The following is a 25,009-nucleotide window of genomic DNA, read 5'->3' as shown; positions in this document are numbered from 1 at the left end:
AGGAGCTCACATGGCTATCCCCTCATTGACTCCTGAGCAGCTCGAGGCTGCTCGGGCGGCCGCCACTGCTGCTCGTCGCGCCCGTGCCGAGCTGAAGCAGCGGGTGCGCAGCGGTGAGGTGACCCTGTCCGGTGCCATCGACCTGGCCCTGCAGCAGGACGTCCTGGCCCACATGAAGGTTGCTGACCTGTTGAAGTCACTGCCTCGGGTGGGCGAGAAGCGTGCCGCCGACGTCATGGAACGACTCGAGATCAGCCAGAACCGGCGCATCCGGGGCCTGGGACGCCACCAGATCGCCGGCCTCCGCGACCAGTTCAGCTGAGCGCCCACGGCCGTGGCCCGTGTGGCGACCACGCCCGCGACGCGGCAGAATGGCCCCGATGAGCATCTCTGAGGGTTCTGCTGGGTCGGCTGGTGGCGTGTTCGTGGTCTCGGGGCCGACGGCTGTCGGCAAGGGCACCGTCTGCGGTCGGCTGCGCGAGCGTCACCCCGAGATCTTCGTGTCGGTCTCGGCGACGACCAGGCCGCCGCGTCCCGGCGAGGTCGACGGGGTGCACTACCACTTCGTCGACGACGCCACCTTTGACCGGATGGTCGCCGACGGCGGGCTGCTGGAGTGGGCGGTCGTCCACCAGCGTGCCCGGTACGGCACCCCCCGTGTGCCCGTCGAGCAGGCCGTCGCCCGGGGCGAGGTGGTCATCCTCGAGATCGACCTGCAGGGCGCCCGTCAGGTGCGGCAGAGCTATCCCGAAGCCGTCCACATCTTCCTGGCTCCGCCGAGCTGGGACGAACTGGTCCGCCGGCTGGTCGGCCGCGGCACCGAGACCGCCGAGCAGCAGGAAGAGCGACTGGCCACCGCCAGGCTGGAACTGGAGTCGCAGTCGGCCTTCGACGAGGTGCTGGTGAACGGTGAAATCGAGGAAACCGTTGACCGTTTGGTAGAGTTGACAGGTCTGTGAGCCGATGGCTCCGCACCCCCGTCTTTCGCGAAAGGGACATAGTGACCACCAACGCTCCTGAAGGCATTACCAACCCGCCGGTCGACGAACTGCTTGACCAGGTCGACTCGAAGTACCGACTGGTGCTGTTCGCCGCCAAGCGCGCCCGCCAGATCAACGCGTACTACTCGCAGCTGGGTGAGGGCCTGCTCGAGAACGTTGGCCCGCTGGTCGAGACCGGCGTCCAGGAGAAGCCGCTGTCCATCGCGCTGCGCGAGGTCCAGGCAGGCGTGCTCGAATACACCCAGATCGACCCCGAGGCCGAGGCTGCCGCCCGCGCCGAGGCCGCTGTCGCCACCCCCGACTTCGGCATGGACGACCCGTTCGGTGACCTCGGTCCCGTCGACCCGGCCTGACCTCGCGTCCGACCACCCCCATCGCGACCAGGTCGCGGATAGGCCCGGCTCTTCGCCGAGCAGCAAGGAAACACCATGAGCAGGCTCTTCACCTCAGAATCGGTCACCGAGGGACACCCCGACAAGGTTGCCGACGCCATTTCGGACGGGGTGCTGGACGCCCTGTTGGCCCAGGACCCGAACAGCCGCGCCGCTGTCGAGACGCTGGTCACCACCGGGCTGGTGATGGTCGCCGGTGAGGTCCGCACCGAGGCCTACGCCGACGTCTACGGCATCGCCCGCAAGACCATCATCGACATTGGCTACGACTCGTCGGAGAAGAGCTTCGACGGCAACTCGTGCGGGGTCAGCGTCGCGATTGGCTCGCAGTCGCCCGACATTGCCCAAGGCGTCGACTCCGGCATCGAACAGCGGCTGGGCAACTCGGTCGACCTGCTCGACGAGCAGGGCGCCGGTGACCAGGGACTGATGTTCGGCTATGCCTGCAACGAGACCGAGTCGCTGATGCCGCTGCCGATCGACCTGGCCCACCGTCTGGCGGAGCGGTTGACCGAGGTGCGCAAGGACGGCACCCTGGACTACCTGCGTCCCGACGGCAAGACCCAGGTCACCATCGACTACGACGACCAGGGACGGGTGCGGGGACTCGACACCGTCGTGGTCAGCACCCAGCACGCCCCCGAAATTGACCTGGACGCCACGCTGGTCCCCGACCTGCGCCGGCACGTCCTGGCCCCCGTCCTGGAACGCTACGGACTGGCCGGTGACTTCAAGGAGTTCATCAACCCCACCGGCCGCTTCGTCATTGGTGGCCCCATGGGTGACGCCGGCCTGACCGGCCGCAAGATCATCGTGGACACCTACGGCGGCTACGCCCGTCACGGCGGTGGCGCCTTCTCGGGCAAGGACCCGTCCAAGGTCGACCGCTCGGCCGCCTACGCGATGCGCTGGATCGCCAAGAACGTCGTCGCCTCTGGTTTGGCCGACCGGTGCGAGGTCCAGGTGGCCTACGCCATCGGCAAGGCCCAGCCCGTCGGGTTCTACGTCGACTGCGCCGGCACCAACCGGGTGCCCGAGGACCGGATTCGCGAAGCCATTCTGGAGACCTTTGACCTGCGCCCGGCCGCGATCATCCGTGACCTCGACCTGCTGCGCCCGATCTACTCCAAGCTGTCGGCCTACGGCCACTTCGGCCGCGACCTGCCCGAAATGACCTGGGAGCGCACCGACCGTGCCGAGCAGCTGGCCCGCGTGGTCCGCTGACGAGGTTGTCCACAGCCTGCCCGGGGCCGGTCACCGTTGTCGGTGACCGGCCCTAGTCTGTCTGGTGATGAATGAGACCGGCACACCCGCGGCAGCACCCGGGGCCCCCGTGGCGCGGGTGGCGCGGGTGGCCGTCGACATGCCCCTGACGCACCTGGACCGCTGGTTCGACTACCGCATTCCCGCTTCGTTGGCCGCCGACGCCCAGCCCGGGGTGCGGGTGCGGGTGAGATTCGCCGGGCGGGTGGCCTCGGGCTACATCATCGAGGTCGTCGAGCAGTCCGAGCAGGACGCCGAACTGTCGCCCCTGGACAAGGTGATCTCGCCCGAACCTGTCCTCAGCCCCGGCCAGGTGCGCCTGTGCCGGGCGGTGGCCGAGCACTGGTGCGGCACCTTCGCCGACGTGGTGCGGCTGGCGGTGCCGCCGCGCCACGCCACCACCGAGAAGGCCACCCGGTCGCCATGGCCAGTGCCCGAACCGCAGCCCTCACCCGCGACCGGCCCCCTGGACGCCGCCCAGCACTCGGCCGGGTTCCTGCAGGCGCTGGAGTCCGGCGAGGGGCCCCGGGCGTTCTGGCAGGTGCCGCCGGTGACGGCCGCGGTGGGGGACTGGGCCGAAGGCTTCGCCCAGGCCGTCGCCGCCTGCCTGGCCAGCGGCCGCCGGGCGCTGGTGGTGGTACCCGACCAGCGTGACCTGACGGTCGCCGAGACAGCCCTGGTCACGCGGTTCGGCGAGGGCACCGTGGCGGTGCTGCACGCCGACCTGGGCCCGTCGGCCCGCTATCGCAACTACCTGGCCGTCAGCCGCGGCCATGCCCGGATCGTGGTGGGCACCCGCTCGGCGGCCATGGCCCCCATCGACGACTGCGGACTGGTGGCCATCTGGGACGACGGGGACGACCTGCACGCCGAACCCCGCTCGCCCTACCTGCACGCCCGCGACGTGCTCGCCATCCGGGCGGTGCAGCAGCAGGCGGCCCTGCTGGTCGCCAGCCACGCCCGCAGCACCGAGGTGCAGCGCTGGGTCGAGACCGGCTGGCTGGTGCCGCTGGTCATGGAGCGTGCGGCACTGCGGCGGGCGACGCCGGCCCTCAGCATTGCCGGCGCCTCGGACTGGGCCCTGGAACGCGACCCGCTGGCCCGCCAGGTGCGCATCCCTGCCGAGGCGTTCGCCACCGTCCGCACCGGCCTGACGCAGGGACCGGTGCTGGTGCAGGTCGCCCGCACCGGGTATGCCGTGGCGCTGGCCTGCGCCCGCTGCCACGCCTCGGCCCGCTGCCATGCCTGCCACGGACCGCTGCGTCGGGCAAAGCAGGGTGCGGTGCTGGACTGCGGGTGGTGCGGACGGGTCAGCGGATCATTCCGGTGCACCACTTGCCAGGGCACCGAACTGCGGGCGCCGCTGGTCGGCGCCGAACGCACCGCCGAAGAGTTCGGCCGGGCCTTCCCCGGCGTCCGGGTGGTTGACAGTTCCCGGGGTCATGTCGTCGAGGGCGTCGACGACACACCCCAGTTGGTCATCGCGACTCCCGGCGCCGAACCCGTGGCCCGGGGCGGGTATGCCGCCGCGCTGCTGCTCGACACCACGCTGTTGCTGGCCCGCGCGGACCTGCGCGCCTCGGAGGAGGCGCTGCGTCGCTGGCTGAACACGGTGGCCCTGGTGCGTCCCGGTGAGCAGGGCGGCAGCGTCTGCGCCGTCGGCCCGTCCGAGGCCCGCCCGCTACAGGCGTTGGTGCGCACCGACCCGGCGACGCTGGCCGCCCGAGAACTGGACGACCGGCGCGAGGCCGGGTTCCCGCCCGCGTTGCGGTTCGTCCAGATCGAGGGCAGCGCCGAGGCCATCGAGACCCTGGTGGCGGCGGCGCGGCTGCTGCCCGAACCCGACCTGCTGCCAGGGGCCCAGGTCACCGAACCGCTGGAGGGGCTCGACGTGCTGGGACCGGTGCCGGGCGCCGACGAGACGACGCAGCGGCTGACCCTGCGGGTGCCACCGGCGCAGGCCACGGAGTTGGTGCGACGGGTCCGGGCGGGCCTGGCCATCGGGTCGGCGCGCAAGTCCCCGCCGGTGCGGGTGCGGGTCGACCCCAACCAGCTTTCGTGAGGGTCTGCTCCGACTAGGGTGGCACCACCATGAGGATCGCATTCGCAGGAACCCCGCAGGTCGCCGTGCCCGCCCTGGAGTCGCTGGTCGACTCACCCCACGACGTCGTCGGAGTCATCACCCGACCCGACGCGGCGTCCGGTCGCGGCAAGAAGCTCAAGGCCTCCGAGGTTGCCGACCGGGCCGAGGCATTGGGGCTGCCCGTGCTGAAACCCGCCCACCCCCGTGACCCCGACTTCCAGGACCAGCTGGCCCAGTGGGACCTGGACGCGGTCGCCGTCGTCGCCTACGGGGCGTTGCTGCCTCAGTCAGCGCTCGACCTGGTGCCGCACGGGTGGGTGAACCTGCACTTCTCGCTGCTGCCACGCTGGCGGGGTGCGGCGCCGGTGCAGCGGGCCATCCTGGCCGGTGACCTGAAGACCGGTGCCACCACCTTCCGCATCGTCAAGCCATTGGACGCCGGGCCGGTCTATCGCAGCATGACCATGATGATCAGCTCGACGGCCACCTCCGGCCAGCTGTTGGGCGAGCTCGCCCACGCCGGCGGGCCCCTGTTGGTGCAGACCTTTGACGACATTGCCGCCGGCGTCGAGCCCACCCCCCAGTCCGAGGACGGCGTGACCACCGCAGCCAAGATCAGCACCGAGGACGCCCATATCGACTGGAACCTCGACAGGGAGCAGGTCTCGCGCCACATTCGTGCCGTCACCCCGGCTCCCGGCGCCTGGGGGCTCCTGGGGGATGACGTCTTCAAGGTCGAACAGATTGCCGAACCCGACGACCCGTGGGCGGCGCCCACCCTGGCCCCGGGCGCTCTGGCCGCCGACAAGCGTCATCTGTGGGTGGGCACCGGCACCGGCCCCCTGGAACTGCTGCGGGTGAAGGCCGCCGGGAAGAAGTCGATGGCCGGCGCCGACTGGGCCCGCGGCACCCAGCTCGGGCCGGAGTCCCTGCTCAGCTGACCGCACACACCACTGACGCACACACAACGCACCGAGGGTCGGCGGGAGGATCTCCCACCGGCCCTCGGCGCTGTGCTCAGCAGAGCGGTGCGCGGCTCAGACTGCGGCAGCGGCGTCAGCGGCGGCGCGCAGCAGGTAGGCCGTGGACTGGGCACCGGGGTCGCGATGGTCGGCCGAACGCTCACCGAGGTAGCTGGCGCGTCCCTTGCGGGCGACCAGCGGATCGGTGGTCTCGGCGCCCGCCTGGGCAGCCGTGGCCATCGCGTCGAGCACCTCGGCCGGCGACTTGCCGGCCGTGGCTGCCTCATTGCCGGCAGCGATCGCCGGCGTCCAGGCGTCGACCATGGTCTTTTCGCCGACCTCGGCCTTGCCACGCTGCAGGATGCCGTCCAGGGCAGCCTGCATGAGGGCCACGACCCCCGCGCCGTCGAGGTCCTGGGCGCCGGCCTTGGAGGCACGCAGGAAGGCGGTGCCGTAGAGCGCACCCGAGGCGCCGCCGACGGTCGAGATGAGCGTCATCGCGGTGGGCTTCAGGATGTCCTCGGCGGTGGTCGCCTCGACGCCCTCCAACTTGGCCAGGACTGCCTTGAAACCGCGGTCCAGGTTCGAGCCGTGGTCACCGTCGCCAATGGCGCGGTCGAGGTCGGTCAGTTCCTCGCGCTTGGCCGTGGCAACCTCGGCCGCCCGCTTGATCCAGTCCAGGGCCCATGCAGCCCCCAGTGTGTCAGCCATGTTTTCCTCTCAGTTGGACCGGCGATCAGGCTCCGGCGCGCCATCCAGCAGTATGCACCGGCGCGTCGAACAACTTGGTCAGTTCGTCGTCGAGTCGCATGATCGTGATGGAGGCGCCCGCCATCTCGATCGAGGTGAAGTAGTTGCCGACCTGGCTGCGCACGACGTTGACGCCGAGTCCGTCGAGCTTGTCCCAGGCGTGGTTGAACAGGATGTACTGCTCGTGCAGCGGGGTGCCGCCCAGACCGTTGACGAAAAGCAGGACGTCCTCGCCCGAGCTCAGCTTCATGTCCTTGACGACGGTGTCGACGAGCACGTCGGTGATGTCGTCGGCCGGCATGATCGGGACGCGGCGGACGCCGGGCTCGCCGTGGACGCCGATGCCGAGTTCGATCTCGTTCTCGTCCAGGTCGAAGGACGGCTTGCCGGCGGTCGGGACGGTGCAGGCGGTCAGGGCCAAGCCCATGGTGCCCATCGAGTCGTTGATCTTCCGGGCGACCCGGGCGGTCTCGTTCAGGTCGTAGCCCAGGTCGGTGGCCGCACCGATCATCTTCATGGCGGTGATGGCGCCGGCGACGCCACGGCGTCCGGCGGTCCAGGTGGAGTCCTCCACGGCGACGTCGTCGTCAATGACGACCGACTGCACCTCGATGCCCTCGGCGGCAGCGATCTCAGCCCCCATCTCGAAGTTCATGATGTCGCCGGAGTAGTTCAGGACGACGTGCAGGACGCCGGCGCCGCCGTCAGCCGCCTGGGTGGCGGCCGCGATCTGGTCAGGGGTGGGGGAACTGAAGAAGGCACCGGGGGCCACGGCGTCCAGCATGCCCCGACCGACGTAGCCGCCGCCCAGGGGCTCATGGCCCGAACCTCCGCCGGACACAACGCCCACCTTGCCCGCCACGGCGCCACCGGCACGGTGGAAGTGCACCGGGTCGGTCTTGTACTCGACCAGATCCTTGTGCGCGATGCTGAACCCGCGCATGAACTCCGTGAGGACGTTCTCCGGATCGTTGATGAGTTTCTTCATTGTCTGCTCCCGTCATAGACTGAGGCACCATTGCCCCGGTCGCACCACACTTGGGCGCGACCGCATGGCTCTCACCCTAGACAGGCCGAACCTGTATAGACAAGTGTTTCTGACAGGAGTCTTCCTCCTTGAACAACCAACGCTCACAGCCGCGCCGAGACGACCGTCGTGGGGGGCAGAATGCGCATCCTGACCCGGCCGGTCAACCCCCTGAGGACACCCGCCGCGGGGTGACGGTGAGCCCGGCCCGGCGGGCCGCCTATGACGCCCTGTTCCAGGTGGCGACCGACGACTCGTTCGCCAACCTGGCGCTGGGGACGGTGATCAGTCGGCACCAGCTGGACTCCCAGCAGGCAGCGACGGCCACCGAACTGGTCAACGGCACCGCCCGGCTGCTGGGCACCTACGACCGCATCATTGAACGCGCCAGTGGCCGTGAGATCGGCTCGCTGGAACCGGCCGTGGTGACGGTGCTGCGGCTGTCGGCCCACGAACAACTCTCGATGCGCACCCCTGCCCATGCTGCCGTGGACGAGGCCGTCAACCTGGGACGCATCGCCGTCGGGCACCGGGTCACCGGGGTGATCAATGCCATCGCCCGCAAGGTCGGCCGCCAGGACCTGGCCGGCTGGCTCGACCTGCTCAGCGCCGAGGAGGACTACCTGGGCGAGTTGGCCACCCGGACGCACCACCCGCGGTGGATCGCCGACGTCTATGACTACCTGCTGGGCGATGACGCCGAGGCAGCCCTGCTGGCCAACAATGTGCCCGCCACACCGACCCTGGTGGTCCGGCCCGGGCTCATCGAGCGGGATGCGCTGAGCGAAACGGGCCTGGAGCCGACACCGTTCAGCCCGTTCGGGTTCAGGCGACCGGGCAATCCCGGTGCGTTGAAGGAGGTGCGGCAGGGCCGCGCCGGGGTGCAGGACGAGGGGAGCCAACTGATCGCCTGGCTGCTGTCGCTGGCGCCTGTCGGGCCGGAGGTTGCCGGGATGCCCTGGCTGGACATCTGCGCCGGGCCCGGTGGCAAGGCGGCGCTGCTGACCGGGCTCGCCCGTGAACAGGGCGCCTCGCTGGTGGCCAGCGAAAAGGCCCCGCACCGGGCGAAGCTGGTGAGCCAGGCGCTGGCGCGCTACGAGGACGGGTGGACGGTGCTGGCCGCCGACGGGCTCGCCCCCGCCTGGCAGCCTGGTGCCTTTGCCCGGGTGATGACCGACGTGCCGTGCACCGGGCTCGGCTCGCTGCGGCGACGCCCCGACTCACGCTGGCGACGCACCGAACAGGACCTGGCCGAACTGGTCGACCTGCAGGCCGGGTTGATGGAGTCCGCCTGGCAGTCGACGGCGGTCGGGGGAGTGCTGGCCTACGTCACCTGTTCACCGCATCCGTTGGAGAGCATCGAACAGGTGCAGGCCTTCATGGACCGACACCCCGAGGCCGACCTGCTGGACGCGCCGGCGCTGCTGCCCGACGTGCCCGATGCCACCCATCCCGATGACGAGCGGATGCTGCAGTTGTGGCCGCACCGGCATGGCACCGATGCGATGTTCGCGGCGCTGCTGCGGCGCACCGACTGATCCACCTCAGGACGTCTCAGCACCCGGCCGATAGGATCCGGCCATGGGCATGAGGATCACACCGAGCATTTTGAACGCCGACTTCGCCAACCTGCGTGGCGAGATCGAACGAATCCCGAGCGCTGACGGCGTGCACGTCGACGTGATGGACAACCACTTCGTCCCCAACCTGACCCTGGGTCTGCCCGTGGTCGAGGCCATCCGCGGGGCCACCGACAAGGAACTCGACATCCACCTGATGATCGAGGACGCCGACCGCTGGGCACCCGCCTATGCCGAAGCCGGCGCCGAGACCATCACCTTCCACGTCGAGGCCGCGGCCGCCCCCATCCGACTGGCCCGGGAACTGCGCAAGCTGGGCGCCAAGGCGTCGATGGCGCTGAAGCCGGCCACCCCCATCGAGCCCTACGCCGAGATGCTGGGCGAACTCGACATGCTGCTGCTGATGACCGTCGAGCCCGGCTTCGGCGGCCAGAAGTTCCTCGACCTGGTGCTGCCCAAGATCCGTCGCGCCCGCGAACTCGCCGACAAGACCGGCCAGGAGATCCGCATTCAGGTCGACGGCGGCGTGACCATCGAAACCATCGGACGCTGCGCCGAGGCCGGCGCCGACACCTTCGTGGCCGGTTCAGCGGTCTACCGCGCGGCCGACCCCGACGCCATGGTCAACGAGTTGCGCCAGATCGCTGCGGACGCGGCCCACGCGCACTAGCCGCAGCCGCACTAGCCATCGTCCCCGTCGCGCAGGAACTCCTCGATCTGGGCAGCCAGGTCCTCGCCGCTGGTGGGGGCCAGGCTCCGGTCGCTGGAGGCCTCCAACGCGCGGACGTAGCGCAGCATGTCGGGGTCGGTCTCGACCAGCTCGGTGACCTGCTGTTCCCACTGGTCGGCCGACTTCTCCAGTGCGGCCCAGTCGAAGTCGACGCCCAGCACCTCCGAGACCCGCCGCGCCAGCGCCAAGGTGGCCTTGGCGCACTCCTCGTCTGCGGTGTAGGACGGCGTGGAGACCCACATCGACACCACGTCATGTCCTGCCTCGGCCGCCACCAGCGACAACACCCCGGTGATGCCGGTCGGCCCGGAGTAGTCGGACTCCTCGGTGCCCATGCCCCAGACCAGGTCGTGGTTGGTGGCATCGACCGAGACCGGCAGCGGACGGGAGTGGGGGTCATCGGAGTTCATCGACCCCAGCACCACCACCGGCGTCGCGTGACATTGGGTGATCGTCGCCAGGATCTCCTGGCACAGGTCGGCCCAGTCGAAGTTGGGTTCGTCGCCCACCACCACCAACAGGTCCCGCTGCGGTGTCCGGCACACGGCCATGCAGGTGTTGGGCCACTTCAGCACCTTCTTGCCGTCAAGGGTGTGCACGATCGGACGACTCTGCCGCAGGTCGTAGTAGCCCTCGTCGAAGACGAGCACCTCATGGGTCTCGTTGCCCAGCACCAGATGCCTGATCACGGACGTGGCTGCCTCGCCGGCGTCATTCCAGCCGCGGAAGGCTGCCACCACCGCCGGCTGGCGCAGGTTTGACACATCCAACTCCATCGGCCCAGCCTATCCGTCCCGCGGGACTGCTCCCGGAAGGCCACCTCGGGGCGCTGGACTAGGCTGGTGGGCATGTCTGAAACCCGTGTCGAAGCGCTCCGGCGTGTCCTTGGTCATCGCGTTCTCGTGGCTGACGGGGCCATGGGAACGATGCTCCAGGGCGTCGACCTGGACGTCGACGCCGACTTCAACGGCCACGAGGGCTGCAACGAGGTGCTGAGCCTGACCCGCCCGGACGTGGTCGCCGGCATCCACGAGGCCTACCTGGCCGTTGGTGCCGACTTCGTCCTGACCAACACCTTTGGCACCAACCTGGCCGCCCTGGCCGAGTACGGCATCGTCGACCAGCTCGAGGAGCTGGCCGAGGCCGCCGCCCGGATCGCCCGACAGGCCGCTGACAAGCACGCCACCCCCGAGCGTCCGCGCTGGGTGCTCGGCTCGATGGGGCCCGGCACCAAGCTGCCCAGCCTGGGCCAGGTCGACTTCCGCGCCATCCGCGACGCCTACCAGTTGCAGGTCGCCGCGATGATCCGTGGCGGCATCGACGCAATTCAGGTCGAGACCAGCCAGGACCTGCTGCAGGCCAAGGCCGCCGTGATCGCCGCCAAGCGGGCCCGCGCCGAGGCCGGGGTGGACCTGCCGATCTTCGTCAACGTCACCATCGAGACCACCGGCACCATGCTGATGGGTTCGGAGATCGGTGCCGCGCTGACCACCCTGCAGCCGCTCGGCATTGACCTGATCGGCCTGAACTGCGCCACCGGCCCCGCCGAGATGTCCGAACACCTGCGCCACCTGTCCCAGAACGCCCAGATCGGCCTGGAGGTGATGCCCAACGCCGGTCTGCCCATGCTGACCAAGGACGGCGCCCAGTACCCGCTCACCCCCGAGGAACTGGCCGACGCCGCCGACCGGTTCTGCGCCGACTACGGCCTGAGCCTGGTCGGTGGCTGCTGCGGCACCACCCCCGAGCACATCCGCCAGGTCGTCGACCGGGTCCGGGGCCGTGAGGTCGTCGCCCGCCAGGTCGAACCCAACAATGCGGTCAGTTCGCTGTACAACGAGGTGCCCTTCGCCCAGGACGCCAGCTACCTCAGCATTGGTGAACGCGCCAATGCCAACGGCTCCAAGGCCTTCAAGGCGGCCATGCTGGAGGGCAACCTCGACGAGATGGTCGAGATCGCCCGCAACCAGTCCGGCGACGGCGCCCACCTGATCGACCTGTGCGTCGACTACGTCGGACGCCCCGGCGAGCAGGACATGCGCCAGATCGCCAGCCGCTTCGCCACCTCGGTGACCCTGCCGATCATGCTCGACTCGACCGAACCGGAGGTGATCGCCGCCGGCCTGGAGTCCCTGGCCGGGCGCTGCATCATCAACTCGGTCAACTACGAGGACGGGGACGGACCCGACTCCCGCTACGCCCGGGTGATGCCGATCGTCGCCGAGCACGGCGCCGCCGTGGTCGCGCTGACCATTGACGAGCAGGGCCAGGCCCGCACCGCCGAGTGGAAGGTCGCGGTCGCCGAACGGCTGATCGACGACCTGACCACCAACTGGGGCCTGGACGTCGGCGACATCCTGGTCGACTGCCTGACCTTCCCCATCGGCACCGGCCAGGAGGAGACCCGCCGCGACGGGGTCGCCACCCTGGACGCCATCCGCGAGCTCAAGAAGCGGCACCCCCGGGTGCGCACCACCCTGGGTGTCTCCAACATCTCCTTCGGGTTGAACCCGGCCGCCCGCATCGTCCTGAACTCGGTCTTCCTGGCCGAGGCCGTCAAGGCGGGCCTGGACTCGGCCATCGTCCACGCCGCCAAGATCGTCCCCATGGACCGCATCCCCGACGAGCAGCGCGAGGTCGCCCTCGACATGGTCTACGACCGTCGCAGCGACGACTACGACCCGCTGCAGAAGTTCCTGGAACTCTTCGACGGGGTCACCACCGCCGACATGAAGGCCAGCCGCGACGCCGAGCTGTTGGCGCTGCCGCTGGACGAGCGCCTGGCCCGGCGGATCGTCGACGGCAATGACCGCGGCCTGTTCGAGGACCTGGACGAGGCGCTGGGCGTCAAGCCGGCCCTCGACATCATCAACGTCGACCTGCTGGCCGGTATGAAGACCGTCGGTGAGCTGTTCGGCTCGGGCCAGATGCAGCTGCCCTTCGTGCTGCAGTCGGCCGAGGTGATGAAGCGGGCCGTGGCCCACCTGGAGCCGCACATGGAAAAGGCCGACACCGAGGGCAAGGGCACCATCGTGCTGGCCACGGTCAAGGGTGACGTCCACGACATCGGCAAGAACCTGGTCGACATCATCGTGTCCAACAACGGCTACACCGTGGTCAACATTGGCATCAAGAAGACCATCACCGAGATCATCGAGGCCGCCGAAGCCGCCCGCGCCGACGCCATCGGCATGTCCGGGCTGCTGGTGAAGTCCACCATGGTGATGAAGGACAACCTGTCCGAGCTCAACGCCCGGGGGCTGGCCAGCCGCTACCCGGTGCTGCTCGGCGGTGCCGCGCTGACCCGTGCCTATGTTGAGGAGGACCTCAACGGCATGTTCGAGGGCGAGGTGCGCTACGCCAAGGACGCCTTCGAGGGCCTCAGCCTGATGGACGCGGTGATGGCCGTCAAGAAGGGCGTGCCGGGCGCGAAGCTGCCCGAACCGCGCAAGCGTCGCACCGCCCGCGGCTCGCTGGTCGAGATCGAAGAGCCCGAGGACCTGGGCCGATCCGACGTCGCCCGTCCGGTGCCCGGCAGCGTCGAGGTGCCCGAGCCGCCGTTCTGGGGCACCCGGGTCACCAAGGGCATCGCCCTGAACGACATTGTCGGCTGGCTCGACGAGCGGGCCACGTTCATGGGCCAGTGGGGTCTGCGGTCGCTGAAGGGTGGCCCCAGCTTCGAGGAACTGGTCGAGACCGAGGCCCGTCCCCGGCTGCGGATGTGGCTCGACCGCATCCGCGCCGAGAGCATTGGCGAGTTCGGGGTGGTGCACGGCTACTTCCCGGTGTTCAGCCGCGAGAAGACGCTGGTGGTGCTCGACCCCGCCGACCACAGCCGCGAACTGGGCAGCTGGGACTTTCCCCGGCAGCGCCGCGACAAGCGGTTGTGCCTGGCCGACTTCTTCCGTGACGAGGCCGAGGCTGCCGAGTTCGGCCCCGACACCTTTGCCATGCAGCTGGTCACCATGGGCCCGCAGGTGGCCCGCGAGACGGCCAAGCTCTTCGAGGCCAATGCCTACCGCGACTACCTCGAACTGCACGGCCTCAGCGTCCAGCTGACCGAGGCGCTGGCCGAGCTGTGGCACTCCCGGGTGCGCGCCGAGCTCGGCCTGGCCGCGGCCGACGGACCCGTCGACGAGGCCATCCGTGACCAGGCCTACCGTGGGTCGCGCTACAGCTTCGGCTACCCGGCCTGCCCCGACCTGGAGAGCCGCCAACTGCTGGTCGAACTGCTCGACCCGTCCCGGATCGGGGTGAACCTGTCCGAGGAGCTGCAGCTGCACCCCGAACAGTCCACCGACGCGATCATCGTCCACCACCCGGAGGCCAAGTACTTCAATGCCCGTTGACACCGCCCACGCGGACACGACCACCCAGCACCCGACCACCCAGCACCCGACCGGCCCCCAGCACGTCGCGGCGCTGCTGTTCGACTTCGACGGAACCCTGGTCGACACCGAGCCGCTGTGGATCGACGTCGAACTGGAGATGATGGCCGAACGCGGCGGTCACTGGGACTACGCCGACGCCCAGGCCCGCAACGGCACCTCCGTGCCGAGCACGGTGCGGCTGATGCTGGAAGAACTCGGCGACGACCAGACCCGGCCCGAGGACTTCATGGCCGAACTGTTCGAGCGGGTCGTCGCCAAGGTGCGGCAGACCGAACCGGCGTTTCGTCCCGGCATCGAGGCGCTGCTCGCCGAGGCCCGGGCCGCCGGGGTGCCCTGTGCGGTGGTGACCTCCAGCCCCAAGCTGATCACCGATGCCGTCCTGCCGCGACTGCCCGCCGACCAGTTCGCCGCCGTCATCACCCAGGAAATTCCCCGCAACCTCAAGCCGCACCCCGAGCCCTACCTGCTCGCCGCCGAACGCCTCGGCGTCGACATCCACCGCTGCGTCGTGGTGGAGGACTCCGACCCCGGCGCCATTGCCGGTGAGGCCGCCGGTGCCGTGGTGATCGGGTGCCCCACCGACGGCATCCTGCACGAGACCGCCGGACGGGTGGTCGTGCAGACCATGGAGGGCGTCGACCTGCGCTGGATTGACGACCTGGTCGGCGACCGCTACGACGAGATCGAGACCCTCTCGGGGGTCCGCACCGGCCCGATGCTGCCCGGTGAACGGGTCAGCCTCACCGACCAGAAGGGTCGGCGCCACTCGCTGCTGCTGGTGCCGGGCAAGACCTTCCACACCACCAAGGGTGGCTTGGCCCACGACGACATCATTGGCCAGCCCGAGGGCATCGTGGCCACCACCGTGGGCGGGTTGAACTTCCTGGTGATGCGCCCCCTGCTGAGTGAGTTCACCACCACCATGCCGCGGGGGGCGGCCGTCATCTATCCCAAGGACGCCGCCCAGATCCTGATGGCCACCGACATCTACCCAGGTGCCCGGGTGCTGGAGGCGGGCGTCGGCTCCGGGGCGCTCAGCCTGTCGCTGCTGCGCGCCATCGGCCCCGGCGGACGACTGTCGTCCTACGAGCGCCGTGAGGACTTCGCCAAGGTGGCCCGACAGAACGTCGAGTCGTTCCTGGGTCGCGACCACCCGGCCTGGACGATCACCGTCGGTGACCTGGTCACCGAGATCCGGGAGGAGCCGGTCGACCGGGTCATCCTGGACATGCTGGCCCCCTGGGAGTGCATTGACGCCGTGGCCAAGGTGCTCGAGCCCGGCGGGGTGCTGTGCTGTTACGTTGCCACCGCCACCCAGTTGGGTCGCGTCGCCGACACCCTGCGGGTGCACGGCGGGTTCACCGAGCCGCACCTGACCGAGACCAGCATCCGTGAGTGGCACGCCGAGGGGCTGGCCATCCGGCCCGGCCACGGCACCAGTCCGCACACCGGATTCCTGGTGGTCAGCCGCCGGCTGGCCCCCGGCATCAAGGCGCCGATGCGCAAGCGTCGTCCGGCGCCGGGCGCCTACGGCCCCGACTACACCGGCCCTCGTCCCGACAACGTGCCCATGGACAACCAGACGCCATGACCGAGCCGCCGCTGGAGCGTCGTCTGTCCGAGGCGCGCGCCGAGACCAAGGCGCTGGCCGCCCAGAACGAGACCCTGTCGCGCACCATCAAGGATGCGCGGGCCCAGTTGCTGGCCATGAAGGAGCGGCTCGACCGGTTGGGACAGCCGCCGCTGACCCGGGGCCGGGTGGTCGCGGTGGTCGACGAGTTCGTCGACGTCTTCGTGCTCGGACGGATGCTGCGGGTGGTGGCCGCCGCCGACGTGGCCCTGGACCAGCTGGCCCCCGGCGATTTGGTGCTGCTCAACGAGGGCCTGGTCATCACCGCCCACCCGGCGGCCGAGGACCCCAGCGGTGAGGTCGGCCGGGTCGTCGAGGCCACCGACGGGTTGGCCGTCGTGCAGGCCGGTCAGGACGAAGTGCGGCTGCGGCTGGTCGGTTCGGCGGCGCAGGGCCGCGCCGGGGACACCGTCCGGATCGAACGGGGCGCCGGTCTGGCGGTGGCGCTGGTCACCCGCCAGCAAGTCGAGGAACTGGTGCTCACCGAGGTGCCCGACGTCAGCTACGAGGACATTGGTGGCCTGGCCGCCCAGATCGAGGCGATCCGTGATGCGGTCGAACTGCCGTTCCTGCACCGGGAGCGGTTCGCGAACTACCGGCTCACCCCGCCCAAGGGCGTGCTGCTGTACGGCCCGCCCGGGTGCGGCAAGACCATGATCGCCAAGGCGGTGGCCCGCTCGCTGGGGGAGCAGCTGCAGCCGTCGGGGGCCGAGGCCGACCCGGACGCCCCGGGCAGCATCTTCATCAACGTCAAGGGCCCCGAGCTGCTGAACAAGTACGTCGGCGAGTCCGAGCGTCAGGTGCGGTTGATCTTCGAACGGGCCCGCCAGCATGCCACCAGCGGTCGTCCGGTAATCGTCTTCTTCGACGAGATGGACTCCCTGTTCCGCACCCGCGGGTCGGGCATCTCCTCCGACGTGGAATCCACGGTGGTGCCGCAGTTGCTCAGCGAGATCGACGGGGTGGTCGGGCTGGACAATGTCATCGTCATCGGTGCCTCCAACCGTGAGGACATGATTGACCCGGCCATCCTGCGCGCCGGCCGACTGGACGTGAAGATCAAGCTCGATCGTCCCGATGCCGAGGGCGCCCGCGACATCCTGGCCAAGTACCTGGTCGCCGAGGTGCCGATCGCCGCCGGCGACGAGGTCGGGGCGCTGATCGATGCGGTGGTCGACGACATCTACGCCCGCGACCACCACAACCGGTTCCTGGAGGTGAACTACGTGGACGGCGGCAGCGAGGTGCTGTACTTCGGCGACTTCTCCTCGGGCGCGATGCTGCGCAACATCGTCGACCGGGCCAAGCGTTTCGCCATCAAGGACGAACTGGTCGGCGGTGCGGGGGGAGTCTCACGCGCCGGTCTGCTGCAGGCCGCCCGCGACGAGTTCCGCGAGAACGAGGACCTGCCCAACACCACCAACCCGGACGACTGGGCCCGGATCAGCGGACGCCGCGGGATGCGGATCAGCTGGGTCCGCTCACTGGTCAGCCACTGACGCGGCCGGCGTACTGCGGCGGGTGACGAGCCGGGCGACCAGGCGCCAGCCCACCAGGAACAGCAGCAGCACGACGCCGGCCACGATGATGAACGGCGTCTCGGCGGTGTCGCCGCTGGACACCCGGAAGAACAGGCCACCGGCCCAGGTGATGAACCAGGTGAACAGGCCGGCGCCCAGACCCAGGTGGTCGCGGCGGCGGATCAACATCACGGCCCAAGCCACCAGGCAGGCGGTCAGGAACGGCCAGGCGGTGCTCAGGATGCCGTTGGGGGTCAGCCCCTCGGCGTGGCTGGCGCGTCCGATGGTGGCGAAGACCAGCACGAGCACCAGGTCGACGAGAATCGCATACTGCTTGGCCATGGCCCCAGCCTATCGAGCCGCCCGGACGTCCGGGACGTAGGCTCACCTGCATGAGGATGGTGCTGGGCAGCGAGATCGAGTACGGCATCAGCCTGCGCGACCGCGCGGCCAACCCGGTGCAACTGTCCGAGGGTGTCGTCCTCCGCGTGCCGGGCCTGGGGGTCGGGCACCTCGACCGGATGCTCGGCAATGGTGCCCGCGTCTATGTTGACCACGCCCACCCCGAGTACTCGGGCCCCGAGTGCGTCAGCGCCACCGACGTGCTCACCTGGGAACTGGCCGGTGACCAGTTGATGCAGGCCGCCGCCCACCGGCTCTCGGTCAACCTGGACGACCGGGTCGTCCTGCACCGCAACAACACCGACGGCAAGGGTCGAAGCTACGGCTACCACGAGAACTACCTGCTGCCGAGACGACTGCCCTGGTCGCGGATCGTCGAGCAGGTCACCGGGCACCTGGTCAGCCGGGTGGTGCTGGTCGGCGCCGGCCGGGTCGGGCTGGGTCAGCACGGCGGGCAGCCCGGCTTCCAGATCAGCCAGCGCGCCGACTTCATGGAGGCGCTGGAGGGCATCGAGACCACGGTGCGTCGGCCGCTGGTCAACACGCGCGACGAACCCCACGCCGACCCCGGACGATGGCGGAGGCTGCACGTCATCACCGGTGACGCCACCATGGCCCAGGTGGCCACCCTGGTCAAGGTCGGCGGCACCGCGCTGGTGCTGGCCGCCATCGCCACCGGTGACAGCCGGGTGCCGCGGCTGGTCGACCCGCTGACCGCCGTCCGGGCCTACTCCCGTGACCTCGGTGTGAGGGTGGCGCTGCCGTGCGATGACGGGGTGGATCGCACGGCCCTGCAACTGCAACGGTTGTACTGGGACGCGGCCAGCGCCCACGTCGACGCGTTGCCCGACGGGGCGCTGGTGCTGGAGTTGTGGGACGAGTTGATCCGTGACGCCGAGGCCGATCCCGGGCTGCTGGCCGACCGGGTCGACTGGGCCGCGAAACTCGCCCTGCTGGACGGCCTGAGACGCCGCCACGGGTGGGACTGGGACGACGCCGGTGTCGCCGCCGTCGACCTGCAGTGGCACGAGCTCGACCCCGAGCGGGGGCTGGCACTGAAGCTACAGGCGGCCGGACGACTGCGTCAGCTGGTGGAGCCGGCGGCAGTGCAGCTGGCGATGCGCACGGCGCCGACCGGCACCCGCGCCGCAGTCCGGGCTGCGCTGCTCACCGAGCACGAGGGCAGGGTGGCGCGCGCCGACTGGAGCCAGCTCATCCTGTCGAGTGAGTCCGACACCCCGCGCATCGACCTGCGCGACCCGTTCGGTGACGTCCGGACATAGACTGGCCCGCGATGAGCGACCAGCAGCAGTCCCGACAGCAGCGGCAGGGCCACGACGGCCCCGCCGAGGAGCAACTGCGCCTGACGTCGTCCAGCAGCCAGCCGCAGGCGTCCGACAGTTCCTTCGAGGACCTGCTCGACCAGATCGATGCGGTCATTGACGCCAACCCGGCCGGTTACGTCCGCACCTTCGTCCAGCGCGGCGGGCAGTAGCGCCGACCAGTCGGGGCCAGGTGCGAGAATGGCGCAATGCCCGACGCGACCCCTGACCCCCTTGGTGGCCCGAACAGTGGCCTGAATGGTGGCCTGACCGGACCGGTCGTCATCATCGGCACTGGGCTGGTGGGCGCCAGCATTGGCTGCGCGCTGAGCGCCGCCGGCTACCGGGTGCATCTGGAGGACCGGGTGCCCAGCCACGCCATCGTCGCCGCCGGCAGGGGAGCGGGGGTGGTCACAGCCGCCAGCCCCGATGCGGTGAGACTCGTCGTCGTTGCCACCCCACCGGCCCACGTGGCCAGCGTCGTCGACGACGCCCTGGACCGGTTTCCGCAGGCCACCGTGACCGACGTGGCCTCGGTGAAGTCGATCATCATTGACTCGATCGACGCGGCCGACGCTCACCGCTACGTCGGGTCGCATCCCATGGCCGGCTCGCAGTTCTCGGGGCCGCTGACCGCTGACGCCGACCTGTTCATCGATCGCACCTGGGTGATCACCCCCACCCCGGCCAATGCCGAGGCCGACATCGCCCGGGTCCGTGACCTGGCCACCATCTGCGGGGCCAGGGTGGTCTGGATGGATCCGGTCGAGCATGACCAGGCGGTGGCCCAGGTGAGCCACCTGCCGCACCTGATGAGCATCCTGACGGCCGGTCACCTGCGCGGGGTGCCCAGCGACCACCTGCCGCTGGCCGGGCAGGGCATCCGCGACGTCACCCGCATCGCCGGCTCCGACCCGGGGCTGTGGAGACAGATCCTGTGGGGCAACCGGCAGGCGGTGCGCGCCGAACTGGCCGGGGTCCGCGCCGACCTGGACGAGCTGCTCGGCGTCCTGGACGACCCCGACGCCCTGGAGGGCTTCCTGGCCCGCGGCCGCGCCGGGGCCCGGTCATTACCGGGCAAGCACGGGCTCAGCCCCGACGCGTTCGTCACCGTCACCATCGAGATTCCCGACGCCGCCGGTGCGCTCGCCAGGCTGTTCACCGACGTGGATGCGGCCGGCATCAACGTCGAGGACCTGTCCATCGAGCACGACCCGTCGCGCCAGTACGGCTACCTGTCGGTGGCCGTCGACCCCGGCTCGGTGCAGGCGCTGGCCGATGCCATGCGTGGCAAGGGGTGGGAGCTCCACCTGCCCTGAGCAGGTTCCGAGCCCCCGTCCGCGCGGCTCCTCCACCAGCTGCAGTAGTTAGCGACTGGTGCACGGCTTCAACCGCGGCATCAGTCGCTAACTACTGCAGCTGTGGTGTCCCGTGGCCTGGATGATGCTGGCCGAGGTTCATCGGCGGGCCTGACAGAATGTTCACCTGCCCGCCAACTGTTGTTGGCCGGGCGTCCGCATCGGTTTTCCCCAACGTCAAACAAGAGGTCATAGCGTGAATTTCGTGGAACAGCCCCAGGTCGAGACCCAGCAGCCGGAACCGGCGCTGGTCATTGCCATCGACGGGCCCAGCGGATCGGGGAAGTCGTCCACCTCGCGGGGCGTGGCCCAGCGTCTGGGGCTGTCCTTCCTCGACACCGGTGCGATGTACCGCGCCGTCACCGTGGCCTACCTGCGCGCCGGGCTGCAGCCCGACCAGACCGAGGCCATCGAGCGGCTCGTCGACGAGGTGGAACTGACCGTCACCGATGATCCCGGGGCGCCTGCCATCGCGCTGGACGGTGAGGACGTCACCGCCGAGATCCGCGAACCTCGGGTCAGCCAGCACGTCTCGGTGCTGGCCACCAACGCCCACGTCCGGCAGGTGCTCACCGACCAGATGCGCGCCCTGATCGAGGCCGCCGACCAGCGGATCGTTGTCGAGGGCCGCGACATCACCACCGTGGTGTGGCCCGACGCCCAGGTGCGGGTGCTGCTGGTCGCCGACGCGCAGGCCCGGATCCGCCGCCGTGAGGCTGAACTCGCCGGTGCCGCCAGCACCGACGAAGTCCACGACCAGGTGGTGCGTCGTGATCGCGACGACGCCACCGTCAGCGAGTTCGCCACGCCCGCCGAGGGCGTGACCTTGGTGGATTCCACCCACCTGAATCTCGAGCAGGTCATCGACGCGATCTGTTCGCTGGCACCCACACCCCAGGAGTGACATGAGCCTCGCCCTCACGGCTGCTGATCTCGACACCGTCGTCCCGGCGCGCCCGGTCCTGCCGGACGTTCCCCGACTCGATGATCTGCCGCCGCTGAGGACGAGGCTGTTGACCACGCTGCGTGGCAGCTTCCGGCGGCTGCTGCACACCGTGTGAGACGTCCGGCTGCACGGCATGGAGAATGTTCCCGAGGACGGGCCGGTGATCCTGGCCGCGAACCACATTGGCACCCTGGACGGCCCGTTGCTGGTGGCCGCCACCGGTCGCACGCTGGCGCTGGCCAAGAGCGAACTGTTCGATTCGCCGGTGGGACCGTTGCTGAGCCTCGCCGGCCAGATTCCGGTGAGCCGCCAGTACGCCGACATCCGGGCCGTGAAGCGCTGCCTGCAGGTGCTGGACGACGGTCGCGTGCTGGCAATCTTCCCCGAAGGCAAGCGGGGCATCGGCGACATGTCCCGCATCCAGGGCGGGGCCGCGTACCTGGCCATGGTCACCGGGGCGCCGATCGTCCCGGTCGCGATCCTCGGCACCCGGGTGCCGGGGACGCACCTGACCTCCACGCCGCCGCTGGGGTCGACAATGCACATCGTGTACGGTGGACAGGTTCACATTCCCATGCAGGAGTGGCCGCGTCGGAAGGCCGACATCGCCGCTGCGACCAGCTATTTGGCGCAGGTCTGCGGCGAACACGTGCGCGTGGCGCAAGAATTGACCCAGATGAGCCTGCCGGGAGCCTGACCGGCCGCGGCTCGATCAACGAAGGACCCCCATGACCGAGCCCAGCAACACCAGCCCTGATTTCGACACCAGCGACTACGCGCCCGGAGCGTTCGACCTGGCCGACGGCGAGTTCCCCGCCGAACTGCTCGGCGAGTTCGACCTCGAGCCCGAGGTTCCCAAGCCGGTGCTGGCCGTGGTCGGACGACCCAACGTCGGCAAGTCGACCCTCGTGAACCGCATCCTGGGTCGCCGTGAGGCCGTCGTCCAGGACGTCCCCGGCGTCACCCGCGACCGGGTCAGCTACGACGCCAACTGGGCCGGACGCGACTTCGTGCTGGTCGACACCGGCGGCTGGATCTCGGATGCCCGTGGTCTGGCCGCGCAGATCGCCGAGCAGGCCGAACTGGCCATCATGGCCGCCGACGCCGTGCTGTTCGTGGTGGATGCGACCGTCGGCACCACCGACGAGGACGAGGCCGTCGTCCAGGTGTTGCGCCGTGCCAAGAAGCCGGTGGTGCTGGCCGCCAACAAGGTCGACGACCAGCGCACCGAGGCCGAGGCCGCCACCATGTGGAACTTGGGCCTGGGCCAACCGTGGGCGATCTCGGCCATGCACGGTCGCGGCACCGGCGACATGCTGGACGCCGTCCTGGAGGCACTGCCCGAGGCGCCCCGCGAGGCTGGTGTCCGTCTGGGCGGGCCGCGCCGCGTGGCCATCGTCGGACGCCCCAACGTGGGCAAGTCCTCGCTGTTGAACAAGATCGCCAAGGCCCAGCGGGTGGTCGTCTCGGACATGTCCGGCACCACCGTCGACCCCGTCGACGAACTGGTCGAGGTGGGCGGGGTCATCTACAAGTTCATTGACACCGCCGGCATCCGCCGCCGGGTCAAGGAGGCCTCGGGCCATGAGTACTACGCCAGCCTGCGCACCCAGAGCGCCATCGAGCGCGCCGAGGTGTGCGTGGTCGTCATCGACGCGTCGGACGAGATCAGCGAGCAGGACCTGCGGATCCTGTCGATGGTCGAGGACGCCGGCCGCGCGCTGGTGATCGCCTACAACAAGTGGGACCTGACCGATGAGGAGCGTCGCTACTACCTGACCCGCGAGATCGAGCGGGACGTGCACGGCTTCTCGTGGGCGCCGCACGTCAACATCTCGGCGCTGACCGGTCGCAACGTCGACAAGTTGTCCAAGGCCATCGAGATGGCGCTGGAGGGTTGGGAGACCCGCGTGTCGACCGGCAAGCTCAACTCGTTCCTGGGCCGGGTCGCGGCGGCGCATCCGCACCCGGTGCGTTCGGGCAAGCAGCCCCGGATCCTGTTCGGCACCCAGGCGCAGGCCTGCCCGCCCACCTTCGTGCTGTTCACCTCCGGCGAGTTCGACCCCGGCTACGTCCGTTTCGTGGAGCGGCGACTGCGCGAGGACTTCGGGTTCCCGGGGACCCCGGTGCACGTGTCGGTGCGGGCCCGGGAGAAGCACAAGAACCGGACGTAGGGGACGCGCGTGGGCCGGGAGGCCCCGAGACGGCCGCCACGCCACTTACCCGTGATGGTCACAGTTGCCCCTGCTTCGAAGCGGGGGCAACTGTCGTTTTCTGGGGTAATCAACTGCTGGGTCACCAGGTGTGGCTTTCTGAAGGCGGTGAACTGCGCGATTCTTTCCGGTGGGGCGCTGCTAAGGTCACCGGAAGCACATTCTGGATAGGAAAACTCAATGGGGAAGCTTGTTGCGGGCCTGCTGGCTGCAGTCGTCACAGTCGGGGGCATCGCTGCTGCAGCGGATGCGATCAATGGTCGTGAGGCGCAGACGAGCGGCAAGGCTACCGTTGTTCGGGTGATTGACGGCGACACGTTGGTGGCCCAGGTGGACGGGGTCAGGACAACCATTCGACTGCTAAATGTGGATACGCCGGAGACCAAGCACCCAAATGTCGCACCCGAATGTCTGGGCGTGGAGGCGACGGTATTTCTCACCGAGCGACTGCCGGTCGGGACCCACATCGATCTCGAGTATGACCAGGAACTCCTGGATCCTTACGGTCGGACGCTGGCGGCGGTCACCGAATCGGGACAACTAGTCAACGCCGAGATCGCCCGCAAGGGTCTCGGAGCAGCCGTGGTGTACCGCCCGAACGACAAGTTCCATGGCGCCGTCCTGCGCGCCCAGCAGGAAGCACAAGCGGCCCGCGTCGGGCTGTACGACCCGAAGGTCGCTTGCACACTGCCTGCCCAGGTGGCATCGACGGTGGCGGCCCTCGAGAGCCTTCCTGAACCGTCTGCTACGGACGCTGCTGCGGCGCTCGCGGCGCTGGGAATGGTGGCGGCAGCGATCGAAGGCGCCCAGGCGGTGGAGTCCGCCTTGGACGACGCCGAGCGTGGCGTGCACGCGGTGAGGAGGGCTGCCTATGAAGCCGGGGTGCCCGGCTATCGCAAGATGCTCCGCGCGGCTCTCACAGGTGCGCGAGAGAAGCGACAGCGTCACACCGCGCATCACGCTGCGCTTGTTGGTAGCGAAGAGGCGGCCCGGAAGGCGGCGGAAGCACGCAAGGCGGAGGAAGCACGCAAGGCGGACGAGTCCCGTAAGGCCTTAGCGGCGCAGAAAGTGGAGGAAGAGCGCAAGGCTGACGAGGCGCGCAGGGCTGAGCAAGCACGGAAGGCCGCGCAGGAGCGCGAGGCTGCAGCCAAGAAGGCGCAGCAGCGCAAGTTGGTCAAGGCGCCGGCCACGAAACGTCCCAGCGCCCCGAAGACGACCTCCAAGCCGAAGGCGACCAACCCGTACCCGGGTTACACCGGGCCGCGCTGTTATGCACCCGGAGGCAAAACCTGGAAGCCGTGCTGAATCCAGCGCTGTGGTGGGCGGCCGGACGGACGGGCGCTCGCCGCGTCTCCATGACGAATACCCGCGAAAGTCACAGCTGCCCCTGCTTCGGAGCAGAGGCAGCTGTGATTTGTGGGTGCAACGGGCGGGCGGGG

Annotated in this window: 23 protein-coding genes; 19 read left to right on the top strand and 4 right to left on the bottom strand. The window is 69.6% G+C overall.

What is annotated here, in order from left to right; translation table 11 throughout:
- Nucleotides 1–10 precede the first annotated feature (10 nt).
- The 6 genes from mihF (at nt 11) to fmt (ending at nt 5,680) form a co-directional block, all read left to right on the top strand.
- Nucleotides 11–322 (top strand): integration host factor, actinobacterial type, encoded by a 312-nt coding sequence (gene mihF, locus IPV09_RS02170; protein WP_207473363.1) that lies wholly within the window; start codon nt 11–13, stop codon nt 320–322.
- 58 nt (nt 323–380) lie between these two features.
- Nucleotides 381–959 carry a guanylate kinase gene (gene gmk, locus IPV09_RS02165; RefSeq protein ID WP_242681114.1) on the top strand — a complete coding sequence of 193 codons (579 nt, stop codon included), beginning with the start codon at nt 381–383 and terminating at the stop codon, nt 957–959.
- A 41-nt stretch (nt 960–1,000) separates the two neighbouring features.
- Nucleotides 1,001–1,354, top strand: coding sequence for a DNA-directed RNA polymerase subunit omega (rpoZ, locus tag IPV09_RS02160; protein WP_207473360.1), 354 nt, complete (start codon nt 1,001–1,003; stop codon nt 1,352–1,354).
- Between the two features lie 75 nt (nt 1,355–1,429).
- A complete protein-coding gene (gene metK, locus IPV09_RS02155) occupies nt 1,430–2,617 on the top strand; it encodes a methionine adenosyltransferase (protein WP_207473358.1) in 1,188 nt (395 codons plus the stop codon).
- Nucleotides 2,618–2,684: 67 nt separating this feature from the next.
- The gene (locus IPV09_RS02150; RefSeq protein ID WP_207473356.1) at nt 2,685–4,718 is read left to right on the top strand and encodes a primosomal protein N'; all 2,034 of its coding nucleotides are present in this window, start codon (nt 2,685–2,687) and stop codon (nt 4,716–4,718) included.
- A 29-nt stretch (nt 4,719–4,747) separates the two neighbouring features.
- Complete coding sequence (fmt, locus tag IPV09_RS02145; protein ID WP_207473354.1) at nt 4,748–5,680, top strand: methionyl-tRNA formyltransferase; 933 nt, start codon at nt 4,748–4,750, stop codon at nt 5,678–5,680.
- A 96-nt stretch (nt 5,681–5,776) separates the two neighbouring features.
- Here fmt and dhaL read toward each other — a convergent pair whose 3' ends face one another.
- Together dhaL and dhaK are read right to left on the bottom strand one after the other, a co-directional pair.
- Entirely contained in the window at nt 5,777–6,412 is a 636-nt protein-coding gene (gene dhaL, locus IPV09_RS02140; RefSeq protein ID WP_207473352.1) for a dihydroxyacetone kinase subunit DhaL, read from the bottom strand.
- Between the two features lie 25 nt (nt 6,413–6,437).
- Nucleotides 6,438–7,439, bottom strand: coding sequence for a dihydroxyacetone kinase subunit DhaK (gene dhaK / locus IPV09_RS02135; protein ID WP_207473350.1), 1,002 nt, complete (start codon nt 7,437–7,439; stop codon nt 6,438–6,440).
- 230 nt (nt 7,440–7,669) lie between these two features.
- On the opposite strand from dhaK, the gene IPV09_RS02130 reads away from it, so the two are divergent.
- Nucleotides 7,670–9,016 carry an RsmB/NOP family class I SAM-dependent RNA methyltransferase gene (locus IPV09_RS02130; protein WP_370590182.1) on the top strand — a complete coding sequence of 449 codons (1,347 nt, stop codon included), beginning with the start codon at nt 7,670–7,672 and terminating at the stop codon, nt 9,014–9,016.
- Nucleotides 9,017–9,059: 43 nt separating this feature from the next.
- On the top strand, nt 9,060–9,728 hold the full coding sequence (gene rpe / locus IPV09_RS02125; protein WP_207473349.1) for a ribulose-phosphate 3-epimerase: 669 nt from the start codon (nt 9,060–9,062) through the stop codon (nt 9,726–9,728).
- Between the two features lie 11 nt (nt 9,729–9,739).
- Here the strand turns inward: rpe and IPV09_RS02120 are convergent, their stop codons facing one another.
- Nucleotides 9,740–10,564, bottom strand: a complete 825-nt coding sequence (locus IPV09_RS02120) for a proteasome assembly chaperone family protein (RefSeq protein WP_207473348.1) — start codon at nt 10,562–10,564, stop codon at nt 9,740–9,742.
- Between the two features lie 72 nt (nt 10,565–10,636).
- Between IPV09_RS02120 and metH the strand changes: the two genes are divergently transcribed.
- The 3 genes from metH to arc are packed head-to-tail and all read left to right on the top strand — an operon-like array spanning nt 10,637 to nt 17,308.
- A complete protein-coding gene (gene metH, locus IPV09_RS02115; RefSeq protein ID WP_207473347.1) occupies nt 10,637–14,137 on the top strand; it encodes a methionine synthase in 3,501 nt (1,166 codons plus the stop codon).
- On the top strand, nt 14,127–15,770 hold the full coding sequence (locus IPV09_RS02110) for an HAD-IA family hydrolase (protein ID WP_207473346.1): 1,644 nt from the start codon (nt 14,127–14,129) through the stop codon (nt 15,768–15,770). The genes metH and IPV09_RS02110 overlap by 11 nt, the downstream gene beginning before the upstream one ends.
- A complete protein-coding gene (gene arc / locus IPV09_RS02105; RefSeq protein WP_207473345.1) occupies nt 15,767–17,308 on the top strand; it encodes a proteasome ATPase in 1,542 nt (513 codons plus the stop codon). Before IPV09_RS02110 ends, arc begins: the two co-directional genes overlap by 4 nt.
- Here arc and IPV09_RS02100 read toward each other — a convergent pair.
- Entirely contained in the window at nt 17,291–17,671 is a 381-nt protein-coding gene (locus IPV09_RS02100) for a DUF3054 domain-containing protein (RefSeq protein WP_207473344.1), read from the bottom strand. The two genes, arc and IPV09_RS02100, sit on opposite strands and share 18 nt — an antisense overlap.
- A 50-nt stretch (nt 17,672–17,721) precedes the next feature.
- Between IPV09_RS02100 and IPV09_RS02095 the strand changes: the two genes are divergently transcribed.
- From IPV09_RS02095 to IPV09_RS02060, 8 genes are all read left to right on the top strand, one after another.
- Nucleotides 17,722–19,014 (top strand): proteasome accessory factor PafA2 family protein, encoded by a 1,293-nt coding sequence (locus IPV09_RS02095; RefSeq protein WP_207473343.1) that lies wholly within the window; start codon nt 17,722–17,724, stop codon nt 19,012–19,014.
- Between the two features lie 11 nt (nt 19,015–19,025).
- Nucleotides 19,026–19,226: a ubiquitin-like protein Pup gene (locus IPV09_RS02090; protein ID WP_207473341.1), complete on the top strand. Its 201-nt coding sequence runs from the start codon at nt 19,026–19,028 to the stop codon at nt 19,224–19,226.
- Nucleotides 19,227–19,262: 36 nt separating this feature from the next.
- Nucleotides 19,263–20,372 carry a prephenate dehydrogenase gene (locus tag IPV09_RS02085; protein ID WP_207473339.1) on the top strand — a complete coding sequence of 370 codons (1,110 nt, stop codon included), beginning with the start codon at nt 19,263–19,265 and terminating at the stop codon, nt 20,370–20,372.
- A 244-nt stretch (nt 20,373–20,616) separates the two neighbouring features.
- Nucleotides 20,617–21,315, top strand: a complete 699-nt coding sequence (gene cmk, locus IPV09_RS02080) for a (d)CMP kinase (RefSeq protein ID WP_370590181.1) — start codon at nt 20,617–20,619, stop codon at nt 21,313–21,315.
- Nucleotide 21,316: 1 nt separating this feature from the next.
- Nucleotides 21,317–21,472, top strand: a complete 156-nt coding sequence (locus IPV09_RS02075) for a hypothetical protein (RefSeq protein WP_207473337.1) — start codon at nt 21,317–21,319, stop codon at nt 21,470–21,472.
- 9 nt (nt 21,473–21,481) lie between these two features.
- Nucleotides 21,482–22,054 carry a 1-acyl-sn-glycerol-3-phosphate acyltransferase gene (locus IPV09_RS02070; RefSeq protein WP_255521174.1) on the top strand — a complete coding sequence of 191 codons (573 nt, stop codon included), beginning with the start codon at nt 21,482–21,484 and terminating at the stop codon, nt 22,052–22,054.
- Between the two features lie 31 nt (nt 22,055–22,085).
- Complete coding sequence (gene der, locus IPV09_RS02065; RefSeq protein WP_207473333.1) at nt 22,086–23,531, top strand: ribosome biogenesis GTPase Der; 1,446 nt, start codon at nt 22,086–22,088, stop codon at nt 23,529–23,531.
- Nucleotides 23,532–23,750: 219 nt separating this feature from the next.
- Nucleotides 23,751–24,875, top strand: coding sequence for a thermonuclease family protein (locus tag IPV09_RS02060; protein ID WP_207473332.1), 1,125 nt, complete (start codon nt 23,751–23,753; stop codon nt 24,873–24,875).
- Nucleotides 24,876–25,009: the final 134 nt, after the last annotated feature.

Source organism: Tessaracoccus sp. SD287 (assembly GCF_017355265.1).
Lineage (GTDB): Bacteria > Actinomycetota > Actinomycetes > Propionibacteriales > Propionibacteriaceae > Aestuariimicrobium.
Note: the sequence above shows the minus strand (reverse complement) of the source record. Positions and strands in the feature narration are given on the sequence as shown.